This is a genomic window from Streptomyces sp. NBC_01381 (genome assembly GCF_026340305.1).
Taxonomy (GTDB): Bacteria; Actinomycetota; Actinomycetes; order Streptomycetales; family Streptomycetaceae; genus Streptomyces.
The window spans coordinates 2,406,266-2,424,693 of sequence record NZ_JAPEPI010000002.1; the positions used below are offsets into that span (position 1 = coordinate 2,406,266).

Annotated in this window: 15 protein-coding genes; 10 read left to right on the forward strand and 5 right to left on the reverse strand. The window is 71.3% G+C overall.

Features of this window, described 5'->3' with window-relative positions:
• Positions 1 to 29 precede the first annotated feature (29 nt).
• Entirely contained in the window at positions 30 to 1,256 is a 1,227-nt protein-coding gene (locus OG453_RS32380; RefSeq protein WP_266873206.1) for an FAD-dependent monooxygenase, read from the reverse strand.
• A gap of 14 nt (positions 1,257 to 1,270) precedes the next feature.
• Positions 1,271 to 2,668: an MFS transporter gene (locus tag OG453_RS32385; protein ID WP_266872104.1), complete on the reverse strand. Its 1,398-nt coding sequence runs from the start codon at positions 2,666 to 2,668 to the stop codon at positions 1,271 to 1,273.
• Positions 2,669 to 2,767: 99 nt separating this feature from the next.
• Between OG453_RS32385 and OG453_RS32390 the strand changes: the two genes are divergently transcribed.
• Positions 2,768 to 3,415, forward strand: coding sequence for a TetR/AcrR family transcriptional regulator (locus tag OG453_RS32390; protein WP_266872105.1), 648 nt, complete (start codon positions 2,768 to 2,770; stop codon positions 3,413 to 3,415).
• Between the two features lie 18 nt (positions 3,416 to 3,433).
• On the opposite strand, the gene OG453_RS32395 is transcribed toward OG453_RS32390, so the two are convergent.
• Together OG453_RS32395 and OG453_RS32400 are read right to left on the reverse strand one after the other, a co-directional pair.
• A complete protein-coding gene (locus OG453_RS32395) occupies positions 3,434 to 5,077 on the reverse strand; it encodes an amidohydrolase (RefSeq protein WP_266872106.1) in 1,644 nt (547 codons plus the stop codon).
• A gap of 33 nt (positions 5,078 to 5,110) precedes the next feature.
• Positions 5,111 to 5,929, reverse strand: coding sequence for a mycofactocin-coupled SDR family oxidoreductase (locus OG453_RS32400; RefSeq protein ID WP_266872107.1), 819 nt, complete (start codon positions 5,927 to 5,929; stop codon positions 5,111 to 5,113).
• A 161-nt stretch (positions 5,930 to 6,090) separates the two neighbouring features.
• On the opposite strand from OG453_RS32400, the gene OG453_RS32405 reads away from it, so the two are divergent.
• The 9 genes from OG453_RS32405 (at position 6,091) to OG453_RS32445 (ending at position 17,032) form a co-directional block, all read left to right on the forward strand.
• Positions 6,091 to 6,924, forward strand: a complete 834-nt coding sequence (locus OG453_RS32405; protein WP_266872108.1) for a M55 family metallopeptidase — start codon at positions 6,091 to 6,093, stop codon at positions 6,922 to 6,924.
• Entirely contained in the window at positions 6,917 to 8,278 is a 1,362-nt protein-coding gene (locus OG453_RS32410; protein ID WP_266872109.1) for a M20/M25/M40 family metallo-hydrolase, read from the forward strand. Before OG453_RS32405 ends, OG453_RS32410 begins: the two co-directional genes overlap by 8 nt.
• Before the next feature lie 31 nt (positions 8,279 to 8,309).
• Positions 8,310 to 10,298: an LpqB family beta-propeller domain-containing protein gene (locus tag OG453_RS32415; RefSeq protein WP_266872110.1), complete on the forward strand. Its 1,989-nt coding sequence runs from the start codon at positions 8,310 to 8,312 to the stop codon at positions 10,296 to 10,298.
• Positions 10,295 to 11,221, forward strand: a complete 927-nt coding sequence (locus tag OG453_RS32420; RefSeq protein WP_266872111.1) for an LD-carboxypeptidase — start codon at positions 10,295 to 10,297, stop codon at positions 11,219 to 11,221. The genes OG453_RS32415 and OG453_RS32420 overlap by 4 nt, the downstream gene beginning before the upstream one ends.
• A 782-nt stretch (positions 11,222 to 12,003) precedes the next feature.
• On the forward strand, positions 12,004 to 13,746 hold the full coding sequence (locus OG453_RS32425) for a CocE/NonD family hydrolase (protein WP_266873207.1): 1,743 nt from the start codon (positions 12,004 to 12,006) through the stop codon (positions 13,744 to 13,746).
• Between the two features lie 127 nt (positions 13,747 to 13,873).
• Entirely contained in the window at positions 13,874 to 14,131 is a 258-nt protein-coding gene (locus OG453_RS32430; protein ID WP_266872112.1) for a DUF1049 domain-containing protein, read from the forward strand.
• The gene (locus OG453_RS32435; protein WP_266872113.1) at positions 14,128 to 14,439 is read left to right on the forward strand and encodes a PASTA domain-containing protein; all 312 of its coding nucleotides are present in this window, start codon (positions 14,128 to 14,130) and stop codon (positions 14,437 to 14,439) included. Before OG453_RS32430 ends, OG453_RS32435 begins: the two co-directional genes overlap by 4 nt.
• 21 nt (positions 14,440 to 14,460) lie before the next feature.
• The gene (locus OG453_RS32440) at positions 14,461 to 15,006 is read left to right on the forward strand and encodes a GNAT family N-acetyltransferase (protein ID WP_266872114.1); all 546 of its coding nucleotides are present in this window, start codon (positions 14,461 to 14,463) and stop codon (positions 15,004 to 15,006) included.
• A 40-nt stretch (positions 15,007 to 15,046) separates the two neighbouring features.
• Positions 15,047 to 17,032: a DUF5107 domain-containing protein gene (locus OG453_RS32445; RefSeq protein WP_266872115.1), complete on the forward strand. Its 1,986-nt coding sequence runs from the start codon at positions 15,047 to 15,049 to the stop codon at positions 17,030 to 17,032.
• On the opposite strand, the gene OG453_RS32450 is transcribed toward OG453_RS32445, so the two are convergent.
• A complete protein-coding gene (locus OG453_RS32450) occupies positions 16,990 to 18,369 on the reverse strand; it encodes an amidohydrolase (RefSeq protein WP_266873208.1) in 1,380 nt (459 codons plus the stop codon). The genes OG453_RS32445 and OG453_RS32450 overlap by 43 nt on opposite strands.
• Between the last annotated feature and the right edge of the window lie 59 nt (positions 18,370 to 18,428).

Consider the following 18,428-nt stretch of genomic DNA (forward strand, 5'->3'; position numbering starts at 1 on the left):
GAGAGTTGGCCGGAACGAACCTGCTGGAGTTACGTCACGGGCATGAACTCGGGCAGCGTGAGGGCCGAGTGGGCCGGGCGCCCCTCCGGGGAGGGCGGCATGGTGCTGAGTTGTCGCAGCATGGCGTTGCGCTGCTCCAGGGCCCGTGCGGTGGTGGGGAAGAGGGTGGCGTCCCCCTTGCCGACCTGGTCCTGGTTCGCGGTCACGAACCCGCGGGTGCTGTCTTCGTACGCGGCGAAGCCTGCGGTGTGGTCGCGGTCGGCCAGGGAAGCGGCGAGCATGTACGCACCGACGAGCGCCAGGCTTGAGCCCTGCCCGGTGAGGAACGACGGTGCGTACGCGGCGTCGCCCACCAGCGCGACCCTGCCGCTTGACCAGCGGGGCATACGGATCTGGCTGACCACGTCGAAGAACAGGTCGTCCGCGTCGCGCAGGGCGGCGACCATGCCGGGGACCTCCCATCCCGCGTCGGCGAAGACCGCGGCGACCAGGTCCCGTTGGGCCTCCGGGTTCCGGAACGCGTCGAACGGCGGTTGTGGGCGGGCGAAGTTCAGGAAGGCGTGCACTTCGTCGTCGTCCCCCGCGGCGTAGAGAGCCGCGGCTCTGCCCGGGGTGTTCCACAGCACGGTCTCGTGGGAGAGCCCGAAGGTGTTGCGCATCATGAATCCCGCGAAGCAGTAGCCGAGGTAGCGGTGGAACTGCTCTTCGGGGCCGAACAGGGCCTCCCGGGTGCGTGAGTGCAGACCGTCCGCGCCGACCACCATGTCGAACGTACGCCTGCCGCCCCCGCGGAAGGTGACGTCGACCCCATGGCCGCCCGACTGATCGAGGGTGTCGATGGAGTCGCCGAACAAGAACTCCACGTCGTCACGGACCGCCGAGTGGAGAGCCTCGGTCAGATCCCCGCGCGGCACCTCCAGGTCCTCTCCCGCGACCCCGCCGGTGACGGTGTGCGGGTCGAGCGAGGCCACCTCGCCGCCGTCCCCGTCGAGGAAGGTCAGCCGGCGCAGGTCGATGTGCGCCTCCCGCAGCCGCGGCAGGATCCCCATCCTCCGGACGACCTCAAGTGCGGTGCCGCGCACGTCGATGGGGTAACCACCGCTCCGCGGTGCGCTCGCCTTCTCGACCACCGTGACCTCGAATCCATGCCGGTTCAGCCAGAACGCGAGGGCGGGACCCGCGATGCTCGCCCCGGATATCAGGACCTTGCGCCTGGGTGTGGAACGGATGTCCTTCAACTGATCGGTGGGGGTGATTTGATCGGTGGAGGTCATTTCTTGGCTCCTTTGCTCATGGAACGGACGACAAGCAGGGACAGCGCCGCGACGACGCCGGCGATGAGGAAGCCGGCGACGAAGGCCGATTCGTCCGGGACCTTCGATCCGGAAGGGGTCCCCGAAGCGAGGAGCACGCCACCGAGCATTCCGCCCATGGCGGAGCCCAGCACGCGCGTCACCAGGATCAGGCTGGTGGCGATGCCGGTGTCGCTTTCATCGACGGAAGAGACGATGCCGGTCACCATGGCCGTCACGCACAGGCCGTTGGCAAGCGCGATGAGCGCCTTGCCGGCGACGATGTGCCAGACCTCGGTGTGTGCGACGGACAGGGCGAGCATGGCGGTGGCCATGAGGACGACCGCGGCAGCGGCCACGGCACGCGAGCCGAAACGCCGCTCCCCGAGCCCACCGGCCGGCCCGGCCAGCGTCCCGGCCACGGCGCCGGGCAGGAGGATGAAGCCGATCATGGTGGCGCTGGCCCCGAAACCGTACCCGTCGCCGGACACGTCGAGGAGTTGCGGAATGAGGAAGACCCCCGTCGCGGTGCCGAGGCAGATCACGAACGTCAGCACACACGACTTCCAGATCACAGGCCGCGCCAGCATGCCCAGATCGATCAGCGGCGCGGCCGCACGACGCTCAACGGCAATCCACCCGGCCACGAAGGCGGCCAGAAGCGCGAGGAGGGCGAGGAGCGCGAGCGGCTGCGAGCCGGCGTCGGGCGCCACCGCGAGGACGAGCATGAGCGTGACCAGTATCCCGCTCAAGAGAAGCATGCCCGGCCAGTCGATCCCGGCTCCGTCCGACCGGCCCGGCTCATCAGCCGGCATCAGCCTGTTCACCAGCAGGGTGAACCCGATGACCGCGAACGTCGGCAACGCGAACATCCAGTGTCGGGAGAGCGCTTCCGCCACCGGCCCGGCCGCCAGAAGACCCACCATCGAGCCACCCACGAACATCCCGCTGACCAGCCCGATGGCCACCTTCGACTCCCGCGCGGGAAGGTGTTTGCGCACCACGATGAACGACAGGGGCAGCGCGCCGATCATCGCCCCCTGCAGTACCTGGCCGAGCAGCAGCACGGGCAGGTTCGGCGCCACCGCGGAGACCAGGCCACCGACCGAGACCACCGCCATCAGCCGGATGAGGACCCGTTTCCCGCCGTAGCGGTCGCCGAGCTTGCCCGCGAGCGGTGTGACGAGCGCGCCGGTGATGGCGAGCACGATGTTGAGCACCGCCCCTGTGGACGGACTGATGTCCAGCTCGCGTTGCAGGAGCGGGAGCGTCGGCGCCACCACCGACTCCAGGGACCCGGTGGCGACGGCCAGCATGCCGAGGGCCCAGATGGCGGCCTTTTCGACGCGGACCGGTGGAGCGAGCGTTGCGGTCATGGACGAGACGTCCTTTCCGGCATGGGCGGGCGAGCAAGGACATGTGCCGAGTTCAAAACTACACTACACCGTGCAGTGTAGGACGGTTAAGATGTGGCCATGCCGACCACGAAGTCACCGACCACGAAGACGCTGCGCGAGGGGTCCGCGCACAAGCGGGCCGCCATCCTCACGGCGGCCCGGGAACTGTTCCTCGCCGACGGCTTCGACCGGTCGAGCGTCGACGCGGTCGCCGCACGGGCCGAGGTGTCCAAGCGGACGGTCTACGACTACTTCGGCGACAAGCAGACGCTGCTGCAAGCAGTCGTCGACGCCGTCGGCCAGTCACTGATCACCACGATCCGGCGCACCCTCGACGACACGCTCGCCGACCTCGCCGAGGACGCCGAACTCGAGGACGCCCTGGTCACGTTCTCGATGCGCATCGCGACCGACATGCTCGGCTCGGCGGAGTACGCGACGCTGCAACGACTGGTCCGGGCGGAGTCCGGCAACCTTCCGCACCGGGGCTACAACGCCATGGCCGACACCCCCGACGAGGCGATCGCCGAGCGGTTCGCCGCCCTGGCCGCGGCCGGGCTGCTCGACGTCCCCGACCCCCGACTGGCGGCCGACCAGTTCATCGCGCTGACCTTCGGCGTCGCCCTTGACCGGCTCGGTTCCGCGAACGCCGCGCAGGACACCCGTGTCCGGCCGCTCGTCGTCGAGGGAGTGCGGACCTTCCTCCGGGCGTACCGGACCAGGTGACTGACGCCCGGAGGGCCGCTACGCCCCGGCGTCGAAGCCCAGTTCACCCTCGACGAACGTCATCTTGACCTCGGTGGCGTGGACTTGAGTGACCGGCACGGCGAAGGGGTTCTGGCCGACGACGATGACATCGGCGAGCATGCCCGGTTCGATCCGCCCGACCCGGTGCGCCATGCCCTCCTGGCGCGCGGAGTTGACCGTAAAAAGGTCAAAGGCCTGCTCCAACGTGATGGCTTGCGACGCGCCGAAGCTGTCAAGGCTGCCCCCTGGCCGCTGCCGCGTGACGAGCGTTTCGATGGCGGACCACGGATTCACCGACGGCACCACGCACCAGTCCGACCCCGGCACGACCAGCGCGTGGGCTTCGAGCATCTCGCGCACCGGCCATACGCGTTCAACCGCCTGTGGGCCGACGGCCGTTGCGATGTCGGAGCAGATGGGGGAGGGCTGCCACAAGTAGGGCGAGACCTCGAACGTCGCGCCGATCTGCGCCGCCCGCTCGATGTCGGTCTTCGTCACGAACGTGCAGTGTCCTACGTTGTGCATGCAGGGGCCGTGTCCGTTGGCCGCGCGTGCGGCCTCGATGGCGTCGAGCGCCGCCCGGACCGCCGCATCGCCGGCCGCGTGGAACTTGACGGTGATGCCCATCCGGTCGAATCGGGTCACCGCCTGATCGAGGACTGCCGGCGCGATCGCGAGCACTCCGTGCCGGCCTGCCTCGTCGTCTCGTCCCTCACCCGTGGCTGTGTAGGGCTCGATCATCGCCGCCGTGCGGCTGTCGGTCGGTACCCCGTCGAGGAAGATCTTCACGCAGTCGGGCGTGATGTGACCGCTCGCGCAGAGGTTCCGCGTCGCGATCACCTCTTCACAGGCAGGGTCATTGGGAGACCACACGAGACTGAGACGCACACGCTGCCTGACCGCTCCGCGCGCGGCGAGCCGGGTGTAGGCGAGCAGTTCGGCCCGCGGCCCGGCGGTGAACCCGACCGCGGCCTCGGTGAACGACGTGATCCCGTAGGAGAGCATCTCTCCCAGCGCCCACTCCAGGGCCGCCTCCACCTCTTCGTCGGCCGGTTTGGGGGCCGATGCGGCGAGCAGATCGGCGGCGGTCTCGCGTTGTATGCCGCTCGGACGGCCTGCGAGGTCCCTCTCGAAGACGCCGCCCGGCGGGTCCGGTGTGCCGGGGCCGATTCCGGCGGCCCGGAGTGCCGCGCTGTTCGCCCATGAGCTGTGTCCGCTGGTGTCCTCCAGGAGGACGGGATGATGCGGGGCGACAGCGTCAAGGACGGTCCGGTCCGGGAGGGCACCGAGCGCGGACGTGTCCCATTGCCCGCCGAGAACCCACGCGCCGGGCGCGGCGCGAGACACGTGCGCGGCCACGATGCGGAGGGTGTCGGCCAGGTTCGAGCCCTGCGGGACCTTGCAGCGGCGTTCGCGGATTCCGGCGTAGATCGGGTGCACATGCAGGTCGTGCAGGCCCGGGAGAACGGTGTCGCCCGCCAGCTCCATCACCCGCGTGTCCGGTCCGCGCCGGCGCAGCACCTCCTCGCGGCCGCCGACCACTTCGATGACACCGGCGCGTACGGCGAGTCCCTCCGCCCAGCCCGACGACGTCTTGACGTGCCCGCCCACCAGAACCGTGTCCGCGTACTGATCGGTCATGGCGCTCCCCCTCTCCACCGCCGGCTCGGCGACTCAGCGGCGGTTGATGAATCCGGCGTCGACGGGCAGCGTGACACCGGTGACATAGCGGGCCTCGTCCGAGGCCAGCCACAGCACGGCGTTCGCCACGTCGACCGGCTCAACTGTGGCCACCGGAAGGGCATTTGGCGCATCCCCGGACAGCATCGGGTCCTGGGCGACGAACTCGACGATGGCCGGATCGGTCACCATGCGGGTGGCCACGCCGGTGGGGTGCACCGAGTTCACCCTGATGCTGTGCCGGGCGAGGTTGTTGGCGTACGTACGCATAAGACCGACCACACCGTGTTTGGAGGCGGCGTAGCCCAGGCCGCCGTTGCTGGCCCCGCCGATGCCTACAAGGCCCGCGGTGGAGCTGACGATCACGATCGACCCGCCCCGCTCGGCGGCGACCATCGACGGGATGGCCACCTCGATGGTGTGGAACGTGCCGGTGAGGTTCACATCGATGGCGTCGTGCCACGCCTGCACCCGGTCTTCCACAAGGAGCGGTGCGATCCCGGCGTTGGCGACGACGACGTCGATCTGCCCGAACTCGGCGAGCCCCGCGTCGTACGCCTCTTGGAGGGCGGCCCGATCGCGCACGTCCGCCTGCCGTGCCACGACGCGGCGGTCCAGGGCCCGCACTTCGTCGACCGCCTCGCCCAGCTCCTCCGGTGTCGACTGCGGGTAGGGCACGGTGTCGACCGGCCCGCAGATGTCCACGATGACCAGGTCGGCGCCTTCCTCCGCCATCCGTAGAACGTGGCCGCGGCCGAGTCCGCCGGCCGCGCCGGTGACGAAGGCCACCTTGCCGTCAAGACGCCCCTTCATGGTTCCGGCCTACCGCAGGGATCTACGAACGTCACCTCGCCGCGATGTTCCGGCGAGAACCGGGTGTGTTCGCCTTCTCATCGTGGCTGATATCGCCGTCGACGCGTAACGTGAAGCGGCATGAAGATCCACGCCTGCGACCTGCGACGGGACAGCTCGTCATGAAGATCCTCATCAGCGCCGACATGGAGGGCGCCACCGGCGTGACCTGGCCCGCCGATGTGCTGCCCGGTACGCCGCAGTGGGAGCGGTGCCGGGCGATGTTCACCTCGGACGTCAACGCCGCCGTGCTCGGTTTCTTCGACGGCGGTGCCGACGAGGTGCTCATCAACGAGGCGCACTGGACCATGCGCAATCTGCTCCTGGAGCAGCTGGACGAGCGGGCCCAGATGCTGACAGGGCGTCACAAGTCGCTCTCCATGGTCGAGGGCGTCCAGCACGACGACGTCGACGGCATCGCGTTCATCGGGTACCACGCGGGCGCCGGCATGGAGGGCGTGCTCGCGCACACCTACCTCGCCAACTCGATCACCGGCGTGTGGGTCAACGACGTACGCGCGAGTGAAGGGCTGCTCAACTCGCATGTGGTCGCCGAGTACGGCGTGCCCGTCGTCCTCGTCACCGGCGACGATCTGGCCTGCGAGGACGCGCTCGGCTATGCGCCGGGCGCGCTGAAGGTGGCCGTGAAAGACCATGTGTCGCGGTACGCAGCGGTGTGTCGGACGCCGGCGCGCACCGCCGCCGACATCCGGGCCGCGGCGCGGGAGGCGGCGGCCCTCGCCACGCGCCACCAGCCGGTCCAGGGCGGCCCGTTCACCGTCGAGCTGGAGTTTGACGCCGAGCATCTGGCCATGGCGTCGACCGTCGTGCCGGGCGTGCGGCGCAGCGGCGAGCGGAAGGTCGCGTACACCAGCGAGACCATGTACGAGGGCATCCGCACCTTCAAGGCCGTCACGACGATCGCATCGGCCGCCGTGGAGGAGCAGTATGGCTGAGCAGACGGGGGAGCAGGCAGGGGAGCGGGCGAGACCGCAGGTCGACGCGAAGGCTCTCGACGAGGTCGTGCGGTTCACGTCCGATCTCATCCGCATAGACACCACCAATCGCGGCAGCGGCGACTGCAGGGAGCGGCCCGCCGCCGAATACGTCGCCGAGTGCCTGGCCGGGGCCGGGCTCGAACCGACGCTCCTGGAGTGCTCACCGGGGCGTACGAACGTCGTCGCGCGCGTCGAGGGCACGGATCCGTCGGCCGACGCGCTGCTGGTCCACGGCCACTTGGACGTCGTGCCCGCCGAGGCGTCCGACTGGAGCGTGGACCCGTTCTCCGGAGAGCTCCGCGACGGTGTGGTGTGGGGCCGCGGCGCCATCGACATGAAGAACATGGACGCGATGATCCTTTCCGTCGTGCGCGGCTGGGCCCGTGCGGGCGTGCGGCCCCGGCGGGACATCGTGATCGCGTTCACCGCGGACGAGGAGGCGAGCGCCGAGGACGGCTCTGGCTTCCTCGCCGACCGGCACGCCTCCCTCTTCGAGGGGTGCACGGAAGGCATCAGCGAGTCCGGTGCCTTCACCTTCCACGACGGGCGGGGCAACCAGCTCTACCCCATCGCCGCGGGCGAGCGCGGCACCGGCTGGCTCAAGCTCAGCGCGCGCGGCAAGGCGGGCCACGGCTCGAAGGTGAACCACGCCAACGCGGTGACCAAGCTGGCGGAGGCGATCGCCCGCATCGGGCAGCACCGCTGGCCGGTGCGGCTCACGCCGACGGTCCGTGCGGCGCTGCTCGATCTGGCCGGGCTCTACGGCGTGGAGGCCGATCCGGACGCGCCCGGATTCGACGTGGATGTCCTCCTGGAGAAGCTCGGCCCGGCCGCCTCCCTCGTCGAGCCGACCGTACGCAACAGCGCCAACCCGACCATGCTGCAGGCCGGTTACAAGGTCAATGTGATTCCAGGGGAAGCCGTCGCCTACGTGGACGGGCGCATGCTGCCCGGTGGCGAGGAAGAATTCGTCGCCACCCTTGACCGGCTCACCGGCACGGACGTCGACTGGGAGTTCCACCACCGAGAGGTGGCGCTGCAGGCGCCGGTGGATTCGTTGACGTACGCGAAGATGCGAGCCGCCGTGGAGGAGTTCGCGCCCGAAGGGCATGTGATGCCGTACTGCATGTCCGGCGGCACCGACGCCAAGCAGTTCTCGCGCCTTGGGATCACCGGGTACGGCTTCTCGCCGCTGAAGACCCCGGAGGGCTTCGACTACCAGGCCCTCTTCCACGGCGTGGACGAGCGGGTGCCGGTCGACGCGCTGCACTTCGGCGTCCGCGTTCTCGACCGCTATCTGCGAACGGCCTAGGGAACAAAGGGACATGGGGGAAGAGAGGGACATGAGACAGACCCAGGCGTACGGATCGTGGCCGTCACCCATCGACGCCGCGCTCGCAGCGGCCCACGACGGCTCTCCGGCCCAAGTCGGCTTCGTCGGGACGGAGGCGTGGTGGACCGAGCCGCGGCCCGCGGAAGGCGGCCGGCGTGCGCTGGTGCGGCGGAGCCCGGACGGGGTGGAGGAATCGGTGCTGCCCGCTCCGTGGAACGTGCGCAGCCGGGTCATGGAGTACGGCGGGCAGGCCTGGGCCGGGGCCGAGGGAGCCGCGGGTCCGCTGGTCGTGTTCGCGAACTTCTCCGACCAGCGGCTGTACGCGTACGAGCCCGAACGCCCCGGCGGCGTGCCGCGCCCGCTCACGCCGGTCTCCGACGTGGGCGGCGGACTGCGCTACGTCGACCCCTGTGTGCACCTGGACCGGGGCGAAGTCTGGTGCGTCATGGAGGAGTTCACCGGGGAAGCGCCCACCGATGTGCGCCGTGCAGCCGTCGCCGTGCCCCTGGACGGCTCGGCGGCACAGGACCGCGCCGCGCTGCGTGAACTCACCGACGACCGGCACCGGTTCATCACCGGGCCCCGGCTCTCGCCCGACGGCGTCCGCGTCGCGTGGATCGCCTGGGATCACCCCCGGATGCCGTGGGACGGCACGGAACTGCTGGTCGCCGACGTCCGCGCGGACGGCACGTTCGGCGCGCCGAGAGCGGTCGCAGGCGGGCCCCGCGAGTCGATCGCGCAGGTGGAGTGGAGCGTCGACGGGCAGCTTCTGTACGCCGGTGACCAGACCGGCTGGTGGAACCTGTACCGCCAGGACCCGGCCGACGGCGGCCGCGGGACGCCCCTGTGCACGCGCGACGAGGAGTTCGCGGGACCCCTGTGGCAGGTCGGAGCCGGCTGGTTCGCGCCGCTGGACAGCGGACTGATCGCCGTCGTGCACGGCAAGGGCGCCACCTCGCTCGGCGTGCTCGACCCGGAGACCGGCGAGGTCGTCGACGCGGCGGGCCCCTGGACCGAGTTCGCGTCGACCGTCGCGGTCTGCGGTGCCCGGGTCGCCGGCGTCGCGGCGAGCCCCCGCAGCGCGTACGAGGTGGTGGAGCTGGACACGAGCACCGGCCGCGCCCGCGTGATCGGCGCCGCGCACGACGACCCCGTGGACACCGCGTACTACCCCGAGCCGCGCATCCGCACCTTCAGCGGCCCGGCCGGGCGTGAGATCCACGCGCACATCTACCCGCCGCACCACCCCACCCGCGTCGCCCCCGACGACGAACGGCCGCCCTACGTGGTGTGGGCGCACGGCGGCCCCACCGGCCGCTCGCCCCTCGTGCTCGACCTGGAGATCGCCTACTTCACCTCGCGCGGCATCGGCGTCGCCGAGGTCAACTACGGCGGGTCGACGGGCTACGGCCGCGCCTACCGCGAACGGCTGCGCGAGCAGTGGGGCGTGGTCGACGTCGAGGACTGCGCGGCCGTCGCGCTCGCCCTCGCCGACGAGGGCACGGCGGACCGGGACCGGCTCGCGATCCGCGGCGGCAGCGCGGGCGGCTGGACCACGGCGGCGTCCCTGACCACGACGGACGTGTACGCCTGCGGCACCATCATCTATCCGGTCCTCGACCTCACGGCGTGGGTCGACGGCGGGACGCACGACTTCGAGTCGCGCTATCTGGATTCGCTGATCGGGCCGTTCGACGAGGCGCGGGCACGGTACGTGGAACGCTCGCCCGCCGAGCACGCCGACCGGGTCACCGCGCCGTTCCTGCTGCTGCAGGGGCTCGACGACGTGATCTGTCCGCCCGCGCAGGCCGAGCGGTTCATCGCCGAGCTCGAGGGGCGCGGGATGCCGTACGCGTACATCGCCTTCGAGGGCGAGGGCCACGGATTCCGCCGCGCGGACACGCTGGTGCGGGCCCTGGAGACGGAACTCTCCCTGTACGCCCAGGTGTTCGGCCTGAACCTGACGGGACCTGTCCCCACCCTGGAGCTCGTCAAGTGAAGCCGCTGACCCGACCCGCACGGCTGACCCCCGGCGCGCGGGTCGCCGTCGTGGCCCCGAGCGGACCGGTGGAGCGGGACCAGCTGGCGGCGGGGCTCGACATCCTGCGCGCCTGGAACCTGGACCCCGTCGTCGCACCTCACGTCCTCGACCGGCACGGGGAGTTCGACTACCTGGCGGGCGGCGACGCGGACCGGGCCCGGGACCTGGAGCGGGCATGGTGCGATCCCACCGTGTCCGCGGTGTTCTGCGCGCGCGGCGGGTACGGCGCCGCGCGGATGGCGGACCTCGTCGACTGGACGGCGATGCGGGCCGCGGGGCCCAAGGTGTTCCTCGGCTACAGCGACATCACCACGCTCCACGAGGCGTTCGCCGCGCGCCTCGGCCTCGCCACACTGCACGGCCCGATGGTCGCGGTCGCCGACTTTCTCAAGAACACACGGGCCCAGGACCATCTGCGCGCGACGCTCTTCGAGCCGGAGAGCGTGCAGGTGATCGCACCCGAAGGGGCGGCCGCGCTGGTGGCGGGGCGGGCCCGTGGTGTCACGCTCGGCGGGTGCGTGAGTCTGCTCGCCGCCGACCTGGGCACGGCGCACGGGCGGGTGTCCGCGCGCGGCGGGCTGCTCTGCGTGGAGGACATCGGCGAGGAGGCGTACCGGCTCGACCGGATCCTCACGCAGTTGCTGCGTGCCGGGTGGCTGGAGGGCGTCGCAGGGATCGCACTCGGCTCCTGGGAAGACTGCGAGCCGGCCGGTGATGTGCGGGCCCTCTTCGCCGACCGGCTCGGCGGGCTCGGGGTACCGATCGTCGAGGACTTCGGCTTCGGCCACTGCGAGGGCGCGCTGACGGTTCCGTTCGGCCTGCCGGCCGAACTGGACGCGGAGGCGGGGACGTTGACGCTTGAGGTGTCGGCGTTGGCATGAGGTCCGCCTGCCGCCTGCCGCCTGCCGCCTGCCGGGTGCCGGGCGCCGGCGCCGGGAAGCGGCGTGCTGGATCTCTGCCGAGATCCGGGCACCGGGTGTCCGTCCGGGTCCGTGTGCCGGGCCTCTGTCAGGTTCCGCGTACCGGGTGTCCGTCCGGGTCCGTGTGCCGGGCCTCTGTCAGGTTCCGCGTCCCGGATCTCGGTCAGGGGCCGTGTGCCGTCCCTCCGTCAGGTTGCGCGTACCGGCGTCCGTCAGGTTCCGCGTGCCGACCGTCCGTCAGGGTCCGTGCACCGGAGGCATGTCAGGGCTCGTGTGCCGACCCTCCGTCAAGGTCCGTGTGCCGGGCCTCTGTCAGGTTCCGCGTCCCGGATCTCGGTCAGGGGCCGTGTGCCGTCCCTCCGTCAGGTTGCGCGCACCGGCGTCCGTCCGGGTCCGCGTGCCGACCCTCCGTCAGGGTCCTCGCACCGGACGCACGTCAGGGCTCGCGTGCCGGGCCTCCGTCGAGATCCGTGCACCGGGCCTCCGTCACGTTCCCCGTGCCGGCCCTCCGCCCAGACCTGCATACCGGGCCTCCGTCAAGACCCCCGTACTGAATATCCGTCAAGATTCGTCGAGAAACGCCCGTCACGAGCGTTGACCCCGACGTGACGTGTGTCACAGCATGACCCTGGCCGGGTACTGACCGGTCGGTATTCGGCTGTCCTCAGCGTGGAGGTCTCGTGTCCCGTCGTACCGCACCCCGACGTGCCGTCTCCCGGTCCCGCGCGCCGCTCGGCCTCGCCCTGGGTGCCGCGCTCGTCGCCCCGCTCGCCGTCGTGGGCCCCGCCACGGCGAGCGCGACCGGCAAATACACCGTCACGCCGCTGAAGTTCACGGTCGGCGTGGGTGGCAGGAGTTGCACCGTCGACGCCGATCTCTACCGGCCCGCCGGAGTGGACGCCGCGCACCCCGCGCCCGCCGTGCTCACCACCAACGGCTTCGGCGGCAGCAAGTCCGACGGGACCGCGGACACCGGCAAGGCCTTCGCCGAGCGCGGCTACGTCGGGCTCGTCTACTCGGGGCTGGGCTTCGGCAAGTCCGGGTGTCTGATCTCCCTCGACGACCCGAAGATCGACGGCAAGGCGGCCTCCGGGCTCATCGACTTCCTCGCGGGCAAGCGCGCCGCCGACGACGGCACGAAGATCGACTACGTCACCAAGGACGCCGGGGCCGACCCCCGTGTCGGCATGATCGGCGGCTCCTACGGCGGGGCGATCCAGCTGGCGACGGCCGCCGTCGACCACCGGGTCGACGCCCTCGTACCGATGATCACCTGGCACGACCTGAACTACTCGCTCGACCCGAACAACGCCTCCGACCGCAGCGTCCCCGGCGCCGCCAAGTGGCAGTGGATGAACGGCTTCTACCTCGTCGGTGAGGGCCAGCCGCTGCTCGTGCGGAGCCTGGACCCGTCCCGCATCAACTCCCGGAACTGCCTGCACTTCGCCACGCAGGCCTGCGAGACGATCCGCACCCTCAACTCGGGCCGCTATCCCGCCGACAAGACCGCCGCACTCCAGAAGTACGCCCGCAGCGTCTCGCCCGTCTCCTACCTGCCCCGGGTCAAGGCGCCCACCCTCCTCGTCCAGGGCCAGGCGGACAGGCTGTTCAACCTCAACGAGGCGCAGGCGACGTACGAGACACTGAAGGCACAGGGCACCACGGCCAAGATGATCTGGCAGTCCTGGGGCCACAGCGGCGGCCTCACCGCCCCGGCGTCCGGCGAGCTCAACCTCTCCAAGGGCAACTGGGAGACCAGCTACGTCGGCAAGCGCATCCTGTCGTGGTTCGACCGCTATCTCCACCGGAAGAAGGGCGTCGGCACCGGACCCGCCTTCGCCTACCACCAGGACTGGGTGCCGAGGGGCAGCGGACCGAACGGCTCCTACGCCACCGCGCCGCAGGTGCCCGCGCTCAGCCAGAAGCTGTATCTGTCCGGCGAGGGCAAGCTCGTCGACAACCGCGCGAAGGTCGCACGCGGCAGCCGCGAGTACCGGAACCGGCTGATCCCGACGAGTCACTCGGAGCGATCCATCGCCGGGATGATCGGGCTTCCCGACACCGCACCGCGCGACACCAAGGGCACCCACCTCGACTGGACGAGCGAGCCGCTGACCGCCCCGGTGGACGTGGTGGGCGCCCCGAAGGCGACCCTCAAGGTCGTCTCGCCCCGGACGGCGAAGGTGCAGAACTCCGGCGACGCCGCCGACAAGCTGGTCCTCTTCGCGAAGCTGTACGACATCGCGCCCGACGGCAAGAAGACGCTGGTGCGCCGCCTCGTGGCCCCCGTGCGCGTCCCGGACGTGACCAAGCCGTTCACCTTCTCGCTGCCGGGGATCGTGCACCGGTATAACGCGGGCCACAAGCTGCGGTTCACCGTCGCGGCCAGCGACGACGCGTACATCGGGAACAGGGGCATCAAGCCGGTGACGGTCACCAGCGCGCCCGACGACACCGGGGTGCTGCGCCTGCCCGTCGTCCGCTGAACCCGGACTCACCCGTACGGCCCACACCCCCACCCCGGAGCGGCACCCACCGCGCGCAAACCCTCCCCGGCGGCCCATGCTGGTCGCCAGGGGAGGGCGGCCGAAGCTCTGACGGAAGGGTCCACGCATGAGTCCCAGCACCTCCACGAGCGGCTCGAAGAAGAGCAGCTCGGGTGGCGGCGGCATCCGTGGCGCCATGACGCCCGGCAGGGTGGCCGTCCTCACGCTCGCCGTGCTCGGCCTGATCTTCATCTTCGAGAACACCCGCCACACCAAGATCAGGCTTCTGATCCCCGTAGTGACCATGCCCCTGTGGGTGGCACTGCTCGGCACGGGTCTGATCGGTGCGCTCTGCGGGGCGTACTTCATGCGGAGGCGCAAGTGAACGTACATCTCAGGCGCGCGGGAGCCGTCGCAGGCGCGGCGCTCGCGGCGGGCGTCATGACCGTGACGACGGCGGCCGCGGCGGGACCGCCGATGCCGGACTTCCGGGGGAAGGGCCTCGCGCGGGTCTTCTCGGGCCTCGACTACCGCACCCGCGTCGACGTCCACGACACCAGCGGCTTCGACCGGCACGTGCTGTGGCCGCCCAGCTGGAAGGTGTGCTCCCAGTCCCCGGCGCCCGGCAAGGAGCTGGCCGGGCAGCGCGTCACCATCGGTGTGGTGAAGAAGGGCGAGAGCTGCCCCGGATGACGCGGGAGCTAGCGTGGCCGGATGCCTGAAAGCACCACCTACCTCGCCGAGGGCCCCCGCGTGGGCATACGCCCCTACACCCTCGCGGACGGCCCCGAGTTCACCACGCGCGCGCGGGAGAGCGGTGAGCTGCACCGCCCCTGGCTCTTCCCGCCCATCACCGACACGGCCTACGCCTCGTACGCGGGCATCCTCATCGAGGACCCGACCAAGGCCGGGTTCCTGCTCTGCGAGCGGGCGGCCGGCGGCAGCGTCGCCGGGTTCGTCAACATCAACAACATCGTCGAGGGCGGCTTCCGGTGCGGGGCGCTCGGCTACGGCGCCTTCGCGCATGCGGCGGGGCGCGGGCTGATGCGGGAGGGGCTCGGACTCGTCGTGCGGTACGCCTTCGACGTACTGAAACTGCACCGCCTGGAGATCAACGTCCAGCCCCGCAACGCCGCGTCCATCGCCCTCGCCCGCCGCTGCGGCTTCCGGCTCGAGGGCTTCTCGCCGGACTTCCTCTTCATCGACGGGGCCTGGCGCGATCACGAACGGTGGGCGTTGACCGCAGGGACACAATTCTGACCGGTGGAGCCCCTGGTCGGGGCCGCCGTCAGCGTGTTCCATGGTGATCGTGACGACCACCGTGCGACGTGACGTACTGACGCTGCCCGCCGCCCCCTTGGGCCCCGAGAATCCGCTGACACCGCTGCGGCCGCTGCGCAGGGTGCACACTCTGGAAGAGCGGGGCAGAGAGGGGCTGCCGCGTGACATGGCGCGGCAGTTGGGGTACGAGCCGCTGCGCGGCATCCTGCCGACCCGGGTGCTCGACGGGTACGGCCGTGAGCGCACCGAGACGACGCTCGACACGCTCGTCATCGAGAACGACCGGCTGCGTGCCACCGTCCTGCCGGGCCTCGGCGGCCGCGTCCACTCCCTCTTCCACAAGCCCACGGGCCGTGAACTCCTTTACCGCAACCCGGTGTTGCAGCCCGCCGACTTCGCGCTCAACGGCGCCTGGTTCTCCGGCGGCATCGAGTGGAACATCGGCGCCACCGGCCACACGACGCTGTCCTGCGCGCCCCTGCACGCCGCCCGCGTGACCGCACCCGACGGCGGCGAGATGCTGCGGCTCTGGGAGTGGGAACGCCTGCGTGACGTGCCCTTCCAGGTGGACCTGTGGCTGCCCGCGGACTCCGACTTCCTGCACGTCGGCGTGCGGATCCGCAATCCGCACGAGAAGCCGGTGCCGGTGTACTGGTGGTCCAACATCGCGGTGCCCCAGGAGCGCCGCGTCCTCGCCCCGGCCGACGAGGCCTGGCACTTCGGGTACGCGGGCGGCCTGCGCAAGGTGCCGGTGCCAGAGACCGACGGGGTGGACCGGACGTATCCGCCGCGCAGCGAGTACGCCGCCGACTACTTCTACGACGTACCGGCCGACGCCCGGCGGTGGATCGCCGCGCTCGACGACGACGGGCACGGACTCGTCCAGACGTCGACCGATCTGCAGCGCGGCCGCAAGCTCTTCGTCTGGGGCACCGGCACCGGCGGGCGGCGCTGGCAGGAGTGGCTGACCGAGCCGGGCACCGGCGGCTACGCGGAGATCCAGGCGGGTCTCGCGCGGACCCAGCTGGAGCACATACGCCTGGACGCCGAGGCCGAGTTCGCCTGGCTGGAGTCGTACGGCCCGCTCTCGGCCGAGCCGGACGTGGTGCACGGCGGAGACTGGTCGGCCGCGCGCGGCGAGGCCGAGCAGCGGCTCGCCCAGGCGCTGCCCCGCGACGCGGTGGACGCGGCGTACGAAGCCTGGCGGCCCTGCGCCGACGCCGAACCCGGCGAGCGGCTCGCCACCGGGTCCGGCTGGGGAGCGCTCGAAGTCCTGCGCGCCGGCCACAAGTTGTCCGGCACGCCCTTCGACGAGGCCGACCTCGGCCCTGAACAGGCGCCGTGGGTCGAGCTGTTGCACTCCGGCGCCGTCCCGGAGCCGCGCCGTGTCGCCCCGCCGGGACCGACCCTTGTCGCCCCGCACTGGCGGGACATGCTGGAGACGGCGCCCGCGCGGCCGGTCGCCGAGTATCACCTGGGCGTCGCCCAGTGGCATGCCGGTGACCTCGCCCAGGCGGTGCGCAGCTGGGAGCGCGGGCTCGAACTCGCCCCGTCCCGCTGGCCGTTGCTGCGCTGCCTGGCCGTCGCGGACCAGGAGTCGGGCCACATGGAAAGGGCCGCAGACCGGTACGCGGAGGCCTTCGACGACCTGTGCCAGGAGCGGCGCGACGACGGCGCCCTGTGGACGTCCGCGACCGCCGCGCTCGGCCGGGAGGCGATGGCCGTGCTGCTCACGGCGGGACGGTACGGCGCGGCCCGCGGCATATGGGACCGCCTGCACGAGGCCACCCGCGCGGAGGGCCGCTTCCGGCTCGTCGAGGTCCAACTGCTCCTGGCCGAGGGCGAGAAGACCGCGGCGCGGGCGATATTCGACGAGGGCTTCGAGCCGGCCGACCTGCGCGAGGGCGCCGAGGTGCTCGGCGAGCTGTGGCGCGCGGCGACCGACGAGGAACTGCCGGCGCGCTACGACTTCCGGATGCGGGCGTCGGCGTCGTCCGAGGAGTGAGAACCGCCCGTGCCGGGACCTGGGCAGCCCGGCACGGGCGGTGACTGTGGAGGCGACGGCGGTCGTCGTTTCGCCAACTCGCCGTTCCTGGCGACGACTCGGCCCCCGTGCACGACCATGTCCCGCTGCGGCATGTCCACCAGGACCTGCTGCACGCCTTCACCGCGTACGAGGATGAAGTCGGCCGGGGCGCCGGGCTTCAGGTCGGCGTGGTCCAGGCCCATCACGTCGGCGCCGCCGTGCGCGCCCACGCGGTAGCACTCGGCGAGTTCGTCGTCGAGGCGGACGTCGGTGACCCAGCCGAGTATGTGCGTGCGGTGCAGCATGTCGGCGTTGCCGAACGGGCTCCACGCGTCGCGCACGCCGTCCGAGCCGAGCCCGACGCGCACGCCGTGCTCGCGCAGCTCCGCGATCGGCAGGACGAGCGACTCGTTCGGCGCCACGGTCGTCAGGGAGATGTCCTGCTCGCCCAAGTCGGCCGCCATTTTGCCCAGTTCGGAGTCGGACAGGTACGGCAGGCAGAAGACGTGGCTGACCGTGACCTTGCCGCGCAGGGAGAGCGCGCGGGTGCGGTCGATGATGGCCCGCAGGACCTTGGTGCCCTTCTCGTCGCGGTCGTGGAGGTGGATGTCCACGCCGACGCCGTGCCGGTCCGCGAGGTCGAAGACCAGGTCGAGCTGTTCGTCCATCGCGTTGTCGAAGCTGATCGGGTCGATGCCGCCGACCAGGTCGATGGAGCCGGAACGGGCCGCCTCCTCAAGGAGTTCCGCCGTGCCGGGCGTCCGGATCACGCCGTGCTGCGGGAACGCCACGATCTGCACGTCGAGCGCGTGCTTGAGGCGCTCGCGGGCCGTGTTCACGCCCTCGACGCCGGCCAGGTCGTAGGCGGGCGCCACGTCCACGTGGGCGCGCATCGCGCGGGTGCCGCGGGTCACGGCGTGCGCCATCAGGCCGTACGCGCGTTCCCCGACGGGCCGCTTCTGGCTCTTGAAGAGCACCACGTCCTGGGCGACGTAGTCGGCGATGCCGCTCGCGGGCTTGCGGCTGACCCAGTCGCCGCCCCACGTCGTCTTGTCGGGGTGGATGTGGGCGTCCACGAGCGAGGGCAGCGCCACGCGCCCGCCGCAGTCGATCACCTCGGCGCCCTTGGGCGCCCGGCCGTCCGTGATCCGGCCGTCGAGCACCGTGAGGTCGACCGGGGTCTTGGCGCCGAAGGGGCGGACGTCGCGGAACACCACGGCCTTGGAACGGCGGCCGTCGGCGCGGGACGCGGCGGCCGGTGAGCCGGCCGACAGGGCGGTGGCGGTGCCTGCCAGGGCGGCGGCGCCGGCGAGCATGCCACGACGGGAGAGGGGCGTCACAGGGGTCTCCTTCGGGGATGTCGGGATGTGGTGCG

Excerpts from the sequence above, each read along its gene's own strand:
- OG453_RS32440 (WP_266872114.1), top strand. The coding sequence starts at position 14,461 with ATGCCTGAAAGCACCACCTACCTCGCCGAGGGCCCCCGCGTGGGCATA.
- OG453_RS32400 (WP_266872107.1), bottom strand. The coding sequence starts at position 5,929 with ATGAAGGGGCGTCTTGACGGCAAGGTGGCCTTCGTCACCGGCGCGGCC.
- OG453_RS32445 (WP_266872115.1), top strand. The coding sequence starts at position 15,047 with ATGGTGATCGTGACGACCACCGTGCGACGTGACGTACTGACGCTGCCC.
- OG453_RS32410 (WP_266872109.1), top strand. The coding sequence starts at position 6,917 with ATGGCTGAGCAGACGGGGGAGCAGGCAGGGGAGCGGGCGAGACCGCAG.
- OG453_RS32390 (WP_266872105.1), top strand. The coding sequence starts at position 2,768 with ATGCCGACCACGAAGTCACCGACCACGAAGACGCTGCGCGAGGGGTCC.
- OG453_RS32385 (WP_266872104.1), bottom strand. The coding sequence starts at position 2,668 with ATGACCGCAACGCTCGCTCCACCGGTCCGCGTCGAAAAGGCCGCCATC.
- OG453_RS32430 (WP_266872112.1), top strand. The coding sequence starts at position 13,874 with ATGAGTCCCAGCACCTCCACGAGCGGCTCGAAGAAGAGCAGCTCGGGT.
- OG453_RS32405 (WP_266872108.1), top strand. The coding sequence starts at position 6,091 with ATGAAGATCCTCATCAGCGCCGACATGGAGGGCGCCACCGGCGTGACC.
- OG453_RS32395 (WP_266872106.1), bottom strand. The coding sequence starts at position 5,077 with ATGACCGATCAGTACGCGGACACGGTTCTGGTGGGCGGGCACGTCAAG.
- OG453_RS32415 (WP_266872110.1), top strand. The coding sequence starts at position 8,310 with ATGAGACAGACCCAGGCGTACGGATCGTGGCCGTCACCCATCGACGCC.
- OG453_RS32450 (WP_266873208.1), bottom strand. The coding sequence starts at position 18,369 with ATGCTCGCCGGCGCCGCCGCCCTGGCAGGCACCGCCACCGCCCTGTCG.